This window comes from Yersinia nurmii, assembly GCF_001112925.1.
Classification (GTDB): Bacteria; Pseudomonadota; Gammaproteobacteria; order Enterobacterales; family Enterobacteriaceae; genus Yersinia; species Yersinia nurmii.
The window spans coordinates 115,682-127,857 of the sequence record NZ_CPYD01000009.1; the positions used below are offsets into that span (position 1 = coordinate 115,682).

Genomic DNA, 12,176 nt, shown 5'->3' on the forward strand with positions numbered 1-12,176 from the left:
TTTCTTTAAGTTTCTCAAAAATCTCGCTGTACGGCCATATGTGCTAAACCTTCCAGCGCTAATCGATGTGGAGTTTGTGGCAATATCTGCAATGCGGCAATTGCCTTATCAGCCTCTTCTTCCGCACGCTGACGGGTATAATCCAGAGAGCCACATTGGCGCATGGTTTCCAGAACAGGTTCCAGCAAATGGCGACCGTTTCCTTCTTCAATCGCTTTGCGGATCATGGCGGACTGCTCGGGATTCCCGCTATTCATGGCATGCAGCAGCGGCAAAGTCGGTTTACCTTCATTTAGGTCGTCACCGGTATTTTTACCGAGAGTGGAGCCATCGGAGCTGTAATCCAACAAATCGTCGATAAGCTGGAATGCGGTGCCAAGATAGCGACCATAATCCTGCAGGGCAATTTCCTGCTCTGGGGTTGCGTCGGCAAGAATGGCGGAAGATTGAGCTGCGGCTTCAAACAGGCGGGCCGTTTTACTGTAAATCACCCGCATATAGCTTTCTTCGGTAATATCTGGGTTATTACAATTCATTAATTGCAGAACTTCGCCTTCTGCAATTACGTTGGTGGCCTCTGACATCAATTGCAGCACGCGTAGAGACCCCAGACTGGTCATCATCTGGAAAGAGCGGGTGTAAATGAAATCACCAACCAGCACGCTGGCTGCGTTACCGAAGGCGGCATTAGCCGTCGCTTTCCCGCGGCGCATATCGGATTCATCAACAACGTCATCGTGTAGTAATGTTGCAGTATGAATAAATTCAATTAATGCAGCGATAGTGACATGTTTATCGCCCTGATAACCCAGCGATCGGGCAGCCAGCACCGCAATCATGGGGCGAATACGTTTTCCGCCACCGCTGATAATGTAGTAACCCAATTGATTGATGAGTGTTACATCGGAGTTCAACTGGTCGAGAATTGTTGCGTTCACGGCCGCCATATCCTGCGCGGTTAACTCGATAATCTTTTCTAGGTTCATTGTTTTATTCAGCTGTTTTTCTCTTTAACTACGATGACATCGCCGCTAACATTATTACATGACGTTCCCTGAGACCATGATTGTACTTGAAAAACGCGTTAAATAAATGACATGTAAGAAACTGCGCTTTTTTTCTTCGTTTGCAGCTATTCTGCGCTTGTCATCCGATCCGTTTTTGCGTAGAATTCGCGCCCTAATATGAATATTTATAGTGCGCTCTGGACTACTTAAGTAGGGTGCACGGAAAGCGGAGTTTTATATGTACGCGGTTTTCCAAAGTGGTGGTAAACAACACCGAGTAAGCGAAGGTCAAACCGTTCGCTTGGAAAAGCTGGACATCGCAACTGGTGAAACAATTGAGTTTGACCAAGTTCTGATGATCGCTAACGGTGAAGAAATCAATATCGGCGCTCCTTTAGTCAATGGCGGTCTGGTCAAAGCTGAAGTAGTTGCTCACGGTCGTGGCGACAAAATTAAGATTGTTAAATTCCGTCGTCGTAAGCACTACCGTAAGCAGCAAGGTCACCGTCAGTGGTTCACTGATGTTAAAATCACCGGTATCAGCGCTTAAGTTTTAGGAGAGCGGACAAATGGCACATAAAAAGGCTGGTGGCTCGACTCGTAACGGTCGTGACTCCGAAAGTAAACGTCTAGGCGTTAAGCGTTTTGGCGGCGAAGCAGTATTGGCGGGCAGCATCATCGTTCGTCAACGTGGTACTAAATTCCACGCTGGCATCAACGTAGGTTGCGGTAAAGACCACACTCTGTTTGCTTTGGCTGACGGTAAAGTCAAGTTCGAAGTTAAAGGCCCGAAAAACCGTAAATTTATCAGCATCGAAGCTGAATAAGTTTTTCGCGTCCTGCTAATAGATGTAAGCCCTGCAATTTTGTTGCGGGGCTTTTTACATTTCTGGGTTGACCTTGCCTGAGTGAAGTCATGAATACGAAACAGCAGGCCGGTTTAGGCATTCTTCTCGCGTTAACGACTGCCGTATTCTGGGGTATTCTGCCGATAGCAATGAAGCAAGTACTTGAAGTGATGGACCCTTTTACCATCGTCTGGTACCGCTTTACGCTTGCATCTTTGGGCCTGGGATTGATTTTGGCCTCCAGACGGCAATTGCCTTCTCTCACGTTATTTCGTCAACCTCGGTGGTTGTTGTTATTGGTTATTGCCACCTGCGGTTTGCTGGGGAACTTTCTCTTTTTCAGCTCATCGCTACAGTATCTTAGCCCGACGGCGTCTCAGGTTATCGGACAGTTGTCACCGGTTGGGATGATGATCGCCAGTGTGCTGATTTTAAAAGAGCGCATGCGAATGACGCAGATTATCGGCGCAGCGATGCTGATATGCGGTTTGATGCTCTTTTTTAACACCAGCCTGCTGGAAATCTTTACCAAACTGACGGATTACACCCTCGGCGTGGCGTTAGGCGTGTGCGCCGCTATGGTTTGGGTGAGCTACGGTGTCGCTCAGAAGGTGCTATTAAGACGCATGGCATCGCAACAGATCCTCGTCTTGTTGTACACTTTATGTGCACTGGTTCTGTTTCCGCTGGCCAAACCCGGCGTTATTTTTCAGTTGAGTGGATGGCAACTGGCGTGTCTGCTGTTCTGCGGGGTTAACACCTTGGTTGGATACGGAGCTTTGGCTGAGGCCATGGCGCGTTGGCAGGCGGCGCAGGTAAGCGCTTTAGTGACGCTTACTCCGTTGTTTACACTGATTTTTTCAAATTTATTAGCGCTGGCGTGGCCAGATATGTTTGCCGCACCTCCCCTCAATGCCGTGGGCTACATAGGGGCGTTTGTGGTGGTGGCAGGCGCAATGTTTTCCGCAATTGGTCATCGATGGTGGCCACGGCGGACAGAAACAACCCTGGTTGCTCCGTTGAAGCAGCCCGGTGAATGATTTACGGAGAGAGACATGAAGTTTGTAGATGAAGCGGCGATTCTGGTTGTAGCCGGCGATGGTGGTAACGGTTGTGTAAGCTTCCGTCGTGAAAAATATATTCCTAACGGCGGCCCGGACGGCGGCGATGGCGGCGACGGCGGTGATATTTACCTGCTGGCTGATGAAAACCTGAACACTCTGATTGATTACCGCTTTGTGAAATCTTTCCGCGCTGAACGTGGACAGAATGGCCAGAGCCGTGATTGTACCGGTAAACGCGGTAAGGATATCACCATCAAGGTGCCGGTCGGTACGCGCGTATTGGATCAGGACACCGGCGAAGTTATCGGTGATATGACTCGTCACGGGCAGCGCCTGATGGTTGCCAAAGGCGGGTTCCACGGTTTGGGTAACTCCCGTTTCAAATCTTCGGTTAACCGCGCGCCGCGTCAGAAAACTATGGGCACCGAAGGGGAAACTCGCGAACTGATGCTAGAGCTTCTGCTGCTGGCTGATGTCGGTATGCTGGGTCTGCCAAACGCAGGTAAATCTACCTTTATCCGTGCGGTATCTGCGGCAAAACCGAAAGTTGCCGACTATCCATTTACCACCTTGATCCCAAGTCTGGGCGTGGTGCGGATGGATCATGAGCAAAGTTTCGTCGTTGCCGACATCCCTGGTTTGATTGAAGGGGCTTCGGAAGGCGCTGGTTTAGGTATTCGCTTCCTGAAACATTTGGAACGTTGCCGCGTACTGTTACATCTGATCGACATCGCACCTATTGATGAATCCAATCCTATTGAGAATGCCAAGATCATTATCAATGAATTGCAGCAATACAGTGCAAATCTGGCCGAGAAGCCACGCTGGTTGGTGTTCAACAAGGTTGACCTGTTAGACCAGGCTGAAGCCGAAGAACGCGCTAAGGCGATTGCAGACGCTTTGGGATGGGAAGATAAGTATTATATGATCTCGGCCGCTAACCGCGAAGGCGTTAACGCGCTGTGCTGGGACGTTATGAACTTCCTGAATACCCAACCTAAAGCCATGGCAATTGCTGAGACGGCCCCTGAGAAAGTCGAGTTCATGTGGGATGATTATCACCGTGAACAGTTGGCTGAAGTGGAAGATGAAGCGAAAGACGAATGGGATGACGATTGGAATGAAGAAGACGACGATGGCGTCGAGTTCATTTACGAGCGTTAATTTCAAACATCAGTTTTGAGCTAAAAGAGGCTGCCTGCGGGCAGCCTTTCGTTTTTTGGGCTTATTGCTGATTTGGCAACCAGCACTGAGCGTTTAATCCCTGTCGATCGCTGCGGTTCTCCAGCGACAGTTTTCCCTGATGCAACTGTACGATTCTCAATACGATATTCAGCCCCAGTCCGCTTCCGCCATAGCGTTGATCCATACGGCGAAAAGCTTGCGTCAACTCGCCAATCTGGTTTTCCTTAATCCCAGGGCCTTCGTCCAAAACCTGCAACAGTACACCGCTATCCTGCGATGTCAGTTTAACGATAATCAGGCTGTCTGCGGGGCTATAGCGGTGAGCGTTCTCCACCAGATTACGCAGCATTAAACGCAGCAGGGCGGCTTCACCTTGAATACAGGAACGTTTTGGTAGAATCCATTGGAGACGCTGTTTACGCTGCGCCGCCATTTCGGTCAGTTCCTCCTTCAACGGTTGCACAACATCCTGAATCCAGTCAAAAGTCTGATATTGTCCGCTGGCAAAATTCTGCCCTGCGCGTGACAGCATCAACAGTTGTTCGATGGTATGCATCAGTAAATCGAGGCGATTAATTAGCACTTTGCTTTCCGCTACGCCATTTTTTTCCATCAATTCCAGATGAAGACGAATGCCCGCCAAGGGGGTGCGTAGTTCGTGGGCGGCATCGGCAGTGAAACGACGTTCTTGCTGAATGGTATTGGAAAGGCGGGAAAACAGCTGATTTAGCGTACCGGTAACGGCGACGATTTCCTGCATATCACTTTTGATAACCAGCGGGCTAAGATTGTCCGCGGAGCGTTCGGAAAGCTTTCTCTGAAGCTGATCCAACGGGCGTATTATCCAACTGATAGCCCAAAAAGAGGCGAGGAGAGTGATGCCCATCATAATTAGGGAAGGGGCCAGCAGTGAAGCAATGGCCTCCGCAATTTCTGTGTCGACTTTTTCATTTCTGACTTTGGCAGTGAGAGTTTCATCGACTAAAAACTGAATTTGCTCCTGGCTCTCATGCCATAGCCACAGCGCGCTAATTAACTGAGTGACTAATAGAATCAGCGCCAGCATTAGAATCAGACGACGACGCATGCTGATCATGATAAGACTTCCAGGCGATAACCAATGCCCCGAACCGTTCGGATTCTATCTTTACCCAATTTTCTTCGTAGATTATGTACGTGTACTTCCAGAGTATTCGAGCCAAGATCGTCCTGCCAGGTATAGAGATCTTGCTGTAACAGCTCCCGATTGACAGTGTGCCCGGCGCGCATAATCAGGCGGGAAAGAATGGCAAACTCCTTCGGCGTAATTTCCAGAGGCTGTTCCTGTAGATAAACCTGTTGAGTTGCTAGATTGAGGCTCAAATCCCCTTGCTGAAGCAAATTATCACTTTGCCCCTGATAGCGGCGAATCAGAGCGCGCACGCGAGCCAACAATTCTGCCAGTGCAAAAGGTTTAATCAAATAATCATCAGCGCCAGCATCCAGCCCATTGACGCGGTCTTCCAACGCATCGCGAGCCGTTAATATCAACACCGGCAGGCTAATACTTTGGCGGCGCCATTGGCGCAGCAACATGGCACCATCCTGATCGGGCAACCCCAGATCGAGAATAACCATGCTGTACTGACTGGTGATAATCAGACCGTTGGCTTCAGCCGCAGCACTGGCGCAATCGCAGGCGTAGCCCTCACTGGTGAGGGCCATGGCAATGCCTTTTTGTAACAACTCATCATCTTCGACAATCAGCAGTTTCATGGTTTTCAGTTATTCTGATAAATATCTTTGTACAGGCGGCTTTCAAATCGAACCAGCGGCGCCCGGCGATTTTTTTGATCTTCCGGTGGAACGGCATAGCCAGACAGGAACTGGACAAACGCCATGCGCTGACCGCTGGCGGTAGTAATAAAGCCCGCCAGATTGTAGACCCCTTGCAGCGCCCCGGTTTTGGCTGACACTTTGCCATCCACGCCCGCTTCGTGCAGACCACCCCGATAGCGCAATGTGCCGTCATAACCTGCTAATGGCAGCATAGAGATGAAATTAAGCTCTTGATCGTGTTGGGCAATATATTGCAATGCCTGCATCATGGTCGCAGGAGCAATAAGATTATGGCGCGATAAACCAGAACCATCCACCACAATGCTATTTCCGAGGTCAACGCCAGCTTTCTGACGTAAAACCTGACGGACTGCGTCAGCGCCGGCGCGCCAGGTCCCCGGAACGCCGAAACGCTGATGGCCAATAGTTCGGAAAACTGTATCGGCGATCATGTTGTCGGATTTTTTCAGCATGATTTTTAGCAAGTCATGCAACGGAGCGGATTGTGCCTGCGCCAATACGCTGCCCGCCGCGCTCGGCGTGGTTTGGCGTCTTAGATTACCGTCGATCTGAATATCGGCTTTTTTCAACTCATCTTTCAAAATAGCACCGGCATAGCTAGCGCCGTTTTGCACCGCAAAGGCTAAGGGCAGTGGTTCGCTGCGTTGAGTCAGGCAGCCGGTAAGGGTAAAGCGGTTGAGTTCGCCGGGGACCACATCTAGTTCGCAATATTGGGCATCTGGCGAGCCTTTTGCCAAAGTGCGAACTTCGCTAAACATTTGCACGGGATAGTAGGAAGCGACGCGAATAAAGGCCATATCGCCGGGATTCGGCGCGCTGTACAAAGATACCGAGAAACAGTTGCGATCGACAATTGCGGCCGCTGGCGGTGCGCTGAAACACTGGGTCATATCGTTCCACGGCCAGCCTGGCGCTTTATCATGGCTGGCAAAAACTGAGGTATCGATAATTAGATCCCCGGCAATTTGGCGCAGACCCGCTTTTTTCAACGTTGTTACCATATTTCGCAGCTGCTGGCGGGTTAAGGTCGGATCGCCATCGAAACGGGCAATCAGATTACCGCGCAGCACGCCGTCAGTTATCGGGGCATGACTTTCCAGCGTTGTAACGAAACGGAAATCAGGCCCTAGTTGCAACAGGGCGGCGAGCGCGGTCAGTACTTTCTGGGTACTGGCCGGTAGCGCCATTTGCTGGGCGTGATAGTCTATCACCGGAGTTGTCGCCCCGATCTTTTGCACCACTAAAGCAAGATTCGCCCCATCGGGCAGATACTGCGTGTAATTTTCTACCTGCGCCGCATTGGCATTGAATACGCTGATGTTGATCGCAAAAACGCAGGCCAATTTACTGACTATTCGTGAAAAATGCATAATTTCGGTATAACTGCTGGGTAACGTACAGCCATACTACGGTGCAACGAGGGCGAAAGTAAACGATGACCCTAAAGGAACTCTACGTTAAAATGTTTATCAAAATGCAAAATCGATCCTGACTTGGAGTTTTCGCTCCGGGAGGGATTTTTTTGTTAATCGCCTGGAGGCGGGTAGGATTTTAGGCTAGCCGTATTTTCATTCGAAACGTCAGGATGACGATTATTTGAACAGGATAGATTTAGAGGTATTTAACAGATGAAACAGATTCCGATGACGGTACGTGGTGCAGATCAACTGCGCGAAGAGCTCGATTATTTGAAGGGCGTGCGTCGCCCAAAGATTATCGCTGATATTGCGGATGCTCGCGAACACGGCGATTTAAAAGAAAATGCTGAATACCACGCGGCTCGTGAACAACAGGGGTTCTGCGAAGGCCGTATTCAGGAAATTGAAGCGAAGTTATCTAATGCTCAGGTGATTGATATCACCAAAATGCCGAATAATGGGCGGGTTATTTTCGCTTCTACGGTTACAGTGTTAAATCTGGACTCGGAAGAAGAGCAGACCTATCGCATTGTTGGTGATGATGAAGCAGATTTTAAACAAAATCTTATTTCAGTAAATTCCCCGATTGCCCGCGGCCTCATCGGTAAAGAAGTTGATGATGTGGTGGTTATTCGTACACCGGGCGGCGATGTAGAATTTGAAATTCTTAAAGTCGAATATCTGTAAAACGGCTACTTTGAGCAATAAGTAAGCAGATATTTGTAAAGAAAAGAAAAAAGGCCGCAAGCGGCCTTTTATCAGAACTAAGTGCATGGCACCTTTTCTTTAAAACGAGCGTCATTAGCGCGGTAAAATAATCTTGCGCTCTTTCGCTGGGCGGTAGAGTACCAAAATATTACCGATAATTTGCACGTTAACTGCACCGGTTTCACGCACGATAGCATCAGCGATCAAGGTTTTGGTTTCACGCTCTTCAGCAGTGATTTTTACCTTGATAAGTTCATGATGTTCCAGTGTTTGTTCGATCTCAGCCAGCACCCCTTCGGTCAAGCCGTTATTGCCCAGCATCACTACTGGTTTTAACGGATGGGCCAGGCTTTTCAGGTGCTGTTTTTGTTTGTTATTCAGATTCATCGTCTTTTTTGCTTAAGTTGGGATTGAAAACGGTTCATTCTACCGCCATCTCATGTGTATCACCAAATCGGTCTTTCACCGGTTAGGGAGTCTACGCGAGCTAAGCAATAGATGCGCGGGCTCTTAATTAGGATAGTTGGAAAAAGAGATGGCCAATAAAAAGCGTTCAGCTAGCTCCAGTCGCTGGTTACAAGAACACTTTAGCGATAAATATGTGATTCAGGCGCAGAAAAAAGGGTTACGTTCGCGCGCCTGGTTTAAACTTGATGAAATACAACAGAGCGATAAACTCTTTAAACCCGGTATGACAGTTGTGGATTTAGGTGCAGCTCCGGGTGGCTGGTCTCAGTATGTCGTTACTCAGATCGGTGGTAAAGGTCGAATCATCGCTTGCGATCTTTTACCAATGGATCCTATCGTTGGCGTCGATTTCCTTCAAGGCGACTTTCGTGATGAACTGGTGCTGAAAGCACTGCTCGAGCGGGTAGGTGAGAAAAAAGTTCAGGTGGTTATGTCTGACATGGCCCCGAATATGAGTGGTACTCCGGCAGTCGATATCCCTAAATCGATGTATCTGGTTGAATTAGCGCTGGATATGTGTCGTGATGTACTGGCACCAGGCGGAAGTTTCTTGGTGAAAGTGTTCCAGGGAGATGGCTTTGATGAATACCTACGGGAAATTCGCTCCCTGTTTACGAAAGTTAAGATTCGTAAGCCAGACGCTTCTCGTGCGCGATCGCGAGAAGTGTACATTGTAGCGACAGGGCGGAAACTGTAGTACCCTAACGCTGTTTGTTAACACAGTTGTAATATGAGGTTAATCCCTTGAGTGACATGGCGAAAAACCTAATTCTCTGGTTAGTTATTGCAGTCGTACTGATGTCTGTATTCCAGAGCTTTGGTCCCAGCGAATCGAATGGTCGTAGAGTGGATTACTCTACTTTCATCTCTGACGTATCCCAAGATCAGGTTCGTGAAGCACGTATCAACGGGCGTGAAATTAATGTTAGCAAGAAAGATAACAGCAAATACACGACCTTTATTCCGGTTAATGACCCGAAACTGCTTGATAACCTGTTGACTAAAAATGTGAAAGTTGTTGGTGAGCCACCGGAAGAACCGAGCTTGCTGGCTTCTATCTTTATCTCTTGGTTCCCAATGTTGTTGTTAATTGGGGTCTGGATCTTCTTTATGCGTCAAATGCAGGGCGGCGGCGGCAAAGGGGCAATGTCCTTTGGCAAAAGCAAGGCGCGCATGTTGACTGAAGATCAGATTAAAACCTCTTTTGCCGACGTTGCAGGCTGTGACGAAGCGAAAGAAGAAGTTAGCGAACTGGTTGAGTACCTGCGTGAACCGAGCCGTTTCCAGAAGCTGGGCGGTAAAATTCCGAAAGGTGTATTGATGGTTGGTCCTCCAGGGACCGGTAAAACCTTGCTGGCGAAAGCCATTGCAGGGGAAGCTAAAGTGCCATTCTTTACTATTTCCGGTTCTGACTTCGTCGAAATGTTCGTTGGTGTGGGTGCATCCCGCGTTCGCGATATGTTCGAACAAGCTAAGAAAGCTGCGCCATGTATCATCTTTATCGATGAAATTGATGCGGTAGGTCGCCAACGCGGCGCAGGTTTGGGCGGTGGTCATGATGAACGTGAGCAAACCCTGAACCAGATGCTGGTTGAGATGGATGGCTTCGAAGGTAATGAAGGTATCATCGTGATTGCGGCAACTAACCGTCCGGACGTTCTGGATCCAGCATTGCTGCGTCCGGGTCGTTTCGACCGTCAGGTTGTAGTTGGTCTGCCAGACGTGCGTGGTCGTGAACAGATTCTGAAAGTCCACATGCGTCGCGTACCGCTGGATATCGATATCGATGCGTCAGTGATTGCCCGTGGTACACCTGGCTTCTCCGGTGCTGATTTGGCTAACTTGGTCAACGAAGCTGCGCTATTTGCCGCTCGCGGTAACAAACGCGTTGTTTCAATGGTCGAGTTTGAGAAAGCCAAAGACAAAATCATGATGGGTGCGGAACGTCGCTCTATGGTGATGACCGAAGCCCAGAAAGAATCTACGGCATATCACGAAGCTGGCCATGCGATTATCGGTCGCTTAGTACCGGAACACGATCCGGTGCATAAAGTGACGATTATTCCTCGTGGCCGTGCATTGGGTGTGACTTTCTTCCTGCCGGAAGGCGATGCAATCAGCGCTAGCCGTCAGAAACTGGAAAGCCAGATTTCTACGCTGTACGGTGGCCGTCTTGCTGAAGAAATCATTTATGGCCCGGAAAAAGTGTCTACCGGTGCTTCAAATGACATTAAAGTGGCTACCTCTATTGCACGTAACATGGTTACGCAATGGGGCTTCTCAGAAAAACTGGGTCCGCTGCTTTATGCTGAAGAAGAAGGCGAAGTGTTCCTCGGTCGCTCAGTGGCAAAAGCTAAGCATATGTCCGATGAAACCGCGCGTATCATCGATCAGGAAGTGAAATTGCTGGTTGAGCGTAACTATCAGCGTGCACGTAAGTTGCTGATGGAAAACATGGATGTTCTTCATTCCATGAAAGACGCGCTGATGAAATATGAAACTATTGATGCACCGCAAATTGATGATTTGATGAATCGTAAAGAAGTTCGCCCGCCGGCTGGCTGGGACGACGCTACGAAGAAGAAACCATCTGATAGTGACAATACGCCACAGGCCCCAACGCCTGTTGACGAACCGCGTACCCCAACGCCTGGCAACACCATGTCAGAACAGTTAGGTGATAAGTAAGCGGATTGTTGGCATCTAAATGCGTAGTGATTAATATAACCCCGGGCTTGCTCGGGGTTTTTCTTTTTCTGACCGGGATAAATTGAAGTGCTTAGCCACTTTTAAGGTAAATAACGATGTATTTGACTGCTAGGGATCTGACGCTCGATCTCTCACATCCTCAGGTTATGGGGATTTTGAACGTGACCCCCGATTCGTTTTCTGACGGTGGACGCCACAACGATCTCGATAATGCACTTCATCACGCGCAGGCGATGATTACCGCTGGTGCAACTCTGATTGACGTGGGCGGCGAGTCAACCCGGCCTGGAGCCGCTGAAGTGAGCGAGCAGGAAGAATTGGATCGAGTGATTCCGGTAGTTGAAGCGTTGGCGAAACGTTTTGAGATTTTTATTTCGGTTGATACTTCAAAAGCGGCAGTGATAACTGAATCAGCCAAAGTCGGCGCGCATCTGATCAATGACGTTCGTTCTTTGCAAGAGCCGGGCGCTCTGGAAGCGGCGGCAGCGACGGGCCTGCCGGTTTGCCTGATGCACATGCAAGGGCAACCGCAGAGCATGCAGCAATCCCCTCACTATGATGATTTACTGGCGGATGTGAACCAGTTCTTTGAGCATCACATTGCACGCTGTGTTGCAGCAGGTATCGCAAAAAGTAAATTGTTACTCGATCCGGGATTCGGTTTTGGTAAAAATTTAGCGCATAATTACCAGCTATTGGCTCGGCTGGCGGAACTTCACCATTTCGAGCTTCCGCTTTTGGTCGGAATGTCGCGAAAATCAATGGTGGGTCAGTTACTTAATGTGCCACCTCAACAGCGAGTTATTGGCAGCGTTGCCTGTGCAGTCATTGCGGCAATGCAGGGAGCGCAGATCGTCAGAGTGCATGACGTTAAAGAAACCGTCGAGGCGATGCGTATCGTCGAGGCAACACTTTCAGCGAAGGAATAGA

13 protein-coding genes are annotated in these 12,176 nt (G+C 49.2%); 8 read left to right on the top strand and 5 right to left on the bottom strand.

The window, feature by feature from the left end:
* Positions 1 to 14: 14 nt before the first annotated feature.
* The gene (gene ispB, locus AD970_RS12350) at positions 15 to 986 is read right to left on the bottom strand and encodes an octaprenyl diphosphate synthase (protein ID WP_049599387.1); all 972 of its coding nucleotides are present in this window, start codon (positions 984 to 986) and stop codon (positions 15 to 17) included.
* A gap of 259 nt (positions 987 to 1,245) precedes the next feature.
* Here ispB and rplU point away from each other — a divergent pair, with 259 nt between their 5' ends.
* The 4 genes from rplU to cgtA all read left to right on the top strand — a co-directional run bounded on the left by rplU (position 1,246) and on the right by cgtA (position 4,083).
* Positions 1,246 to 1,557, top strand: a complete 312-nt coding sequence (rplU, locus tag AD970_RS12355) for a 50S ribosomal protein L21 (protein ID WP_004722998.1) — start codon at positions 1,246 to 1,248, stop codon at positions 1,555 to 1,557.
* Between the two features lie 19 nt (positions 1,558 to 1,576).
* Entirely contained in the window at positions 1,577 to 1,834 is a 258-nt protein-coding gene (rpmA, locus tag AD970_RS12360) for a 50S ribosomal protein L27 (protein ID WP_002210179.1), read from the top strand.
* Between the two features lie 89 nt (positions 1,835 to 1,923).
* A complete protein-coding gene (locus AD970_RS12365) occupies positions 1,924 to 2,895 on the top strand; it encodes a DMT family transporter (protein WP_049599391.1) in 972 nt (323 codons plus the stop codon).
* Between the two features lie 15 nt (positions 2,896 to 2,910).
* Positions 2,911 to 4,083 (top strand): Obg family GTPase CgtA, encoded by a 1,173-nt coding sequence (gene cgtA / locus AD970_RS12370; protein ID WP_049599394.1) that lies wholly within the window; start codon positions 2,911 to 2,913, stop codon positions 4,081 to 4,083.
* 61 nt (positions 4,084 to 4,144) lie between these two features.
* On the opposite strand, the gene pmrB is transcribed toward cgtA, so the two are convergent.
* The 3 genes from pmrB to dacB are packed head-to-tail and all read right to left on the bottom strand — an operon-like array spanning position 4,145 to position 7,313.
* Entirely contained in the window at positions 4,145 to 5,200 is a 1,056-nt protein-coding gene (pmrB, locus tag AD970_RS12375; protein WP_049599397.1) for a two-component system sensor histidine kinase PmrB, read from the bottom strand.
* Complete coding sequence (gene pmrA / locus AD970_RS12380) at positions 5,197 to 5,859, bottom strand: two-component system response regulator PmrA (protein WP_049599399.1); 663 nt, start codon at positions 5,857 to 5,859, stop codon at positions 5,197 to 5,199. Before pmrA ends, pmrB begins: the two co-directional genes overlap by 4 nt.
* A 5-nt stretch (positions 5,860 to 5,864) precedes the next feature.
* Positions 5,865 to 7,313: a serine-type D-Ala-D-Ala carboxypeptidase gene (gene dacB, locus AD970_RS12385; protein ID WP_049599402.1), complete on the bottom strand. Its 1,449-nt coding sequence runs from the start codon at positions 7,311 to 7,313 to the stop codon at positions 5,865 to 5,867.
* Between the two features lie 258 nt (positions 7,314 to 7,571).
* Here dacB and greA point away from each other — a divergent pair, with 258 nt between their 5' ends.
* Entirely contained in the window at positions 7,572 to 8,048 is a 477-nt protein-coding gene (gene greA / locus AD970_RS12390) for a transcription elongation factor GreA (RefSeq protein WP_049599405.1), read from the top strand.
* 114 nt (positions 8,049 to 8,162) lie between these two features.
* On the opposite strand, the gene yhbY is transcribed toward greA, so the two are convergent.
* Complete coding sequence (gene yhbY / locus AD970_RS12395; protein ID WP_049599408.1) at positions 8,163 to 8,456, bottom strand: ribosome assembly RNA-binding protein YhbY; 294 nt, start codon at positions 8,454 to 8,456, stop codon at positions 8,163 to 8,165.
* Positions 8,457 to 8,604: 148 nt separating this feature from the next.
* Here yhbY and rlmE point away from each other — a divergent pair, with 148 nt between their 5' ends.
* From rlmE to folP, 3 genes are all read left to right on the top strand, one after another.
* The gene (rlmE, locus tag AD970_RS12400) at positions 8,605 to 9,234 is read left to right on the top strand and encodes a 23S rRNA (uridine(2552)-2'-O)-methyltransferase RlmE (RefSeq protein WP_049599411.1); all 630 of its coding nucleotides are present in this window, start codon (positions 8,605 to 8,607) and stop codon (positions 9,232 to 9,234) included.
* A 56-nt stretch (positions 9,235 to 9,290) separates the two neighbouring features.
* Positions 9,291 to 11,225, top strand: coding sequence for an ATP-dependent zinc metalloprotease FtsH (ftsH, locus tag AD970_RS12405; RefSeq protein WP_049599413.1), 1,935 nt, complete (start codon positions 9,291 to 9,293; stop codon positions 11,223 to 11,225).
* A 116-nt stretch (positions 11,226 to 11,341) separates the two neighbouring features.
* Positions 11,342 to 12,175 carry a dihydropteroate synthase gene (folP, locus tag AD970_RS12410; RefSeq protein ID WP_049599416.1) on the top strand — a complete coding sequence of 278 codons (834 nt, stop codon included), beginning with the start codon at positions 11,342 to 11,344 and terminating at the stop codon, positions 12,173 to 12,175.
* Position 12,176: the final 1 nt, after the last annotated feature.

What these genes read in the sequence shown, in the direction of transcription:
- pmrB (WP_049599397.1), bottom strand. Translation starts at nt 5,200, where the DNA reads ATGATCAGCATGCGTCGTCGTCTGATTCTAATGCTGGCGCTGATTCTA.
- rlmE (WP_049599411.1), top strand. Translation starts at nt 8,605, where the DNA reads ATGGCCAATAAAAAGCGTTCAGCTAGCTCCAGTCGCTGGTTACAAGAA.
- ftsH (WP_049599413.1), top strand. Translation starts at nt 9,291, where the DNA reads ATGGCGAAAAACCTAATTCTCTGGTTAGTTATTGCAGTCGTACTGATG.
- pmrA (WP_049599399.1), bottom strand. Translation starts at nt 5,859, where the DNA reads ATGAAACTGCTGATTGTCGAAGATGATGAGTTGTTACAAAAAGGCATT.
- dacB (WP_049599402.1), bottom strand. Translation starts at nt 7,313, where the DNA reads ATGCATTTTTCACGAATAGTCAGTAAATTGGCCTGCGTTTTTGCGATC.
- cgtA (WP_049599394.1), top strand. Translation starts at nt 2,911, where the DNA reads ATGAAGTTTGTAGATGAAGCGGCGATTCTGGTTGTAGCCGGCGATGGT.
- yhbY (WP_049599408.1), bottom strand. Translation starts at nt 8,456, where the DNA reads ATGAATCTGAATAACAAACAAAAACAGCACCTGAAAAGCCTGGCCCAT.
- folP (WP_049599416.1), top strand. Translation starts at nt 11,342, where the DNA reads ATGTATTTGACTGCTAGGGATCTGACGCTCGATCTCTCACATCCTCAG.
- AD970_RS12365 (WP_049599391.1), top strand. Translation starts at nt 1,924, where the DNA reads ATGAATACGAAACAGCAGGCCGGTTTAGGCATTCTTCTCGCGTTAACG.
- greA (WP_049599405.1), top strand. Translation starts at nt 7,572, where the DNA reads ATGAAACAGATTCCGATGACGGTACGTGGTGCAGATCAACTGCGCGAA.
- ispB (WP_049599387.1), bottom strand. Translation starts at nt 986, where the DNA reads ATGAACCTAGAAAAGATTATCGAGTTAACCGCGCAGGATATGGCGGCC.
- rpmA (WP_002210179.1), top strand. Translation starts at nt 1,577, where the DNA reads ATGGCACATAAAAAGGCTGGTGGCTCGACTCGTAACGGTCGTGACTCC.
- rplU (WP_004722998.1), top strand. Translation starts at nt 1,246, where the DNA reads ATGTACGCGGTTTTCCAAAGTGGTGGTAAACAACACCGAGTAAGCGAA.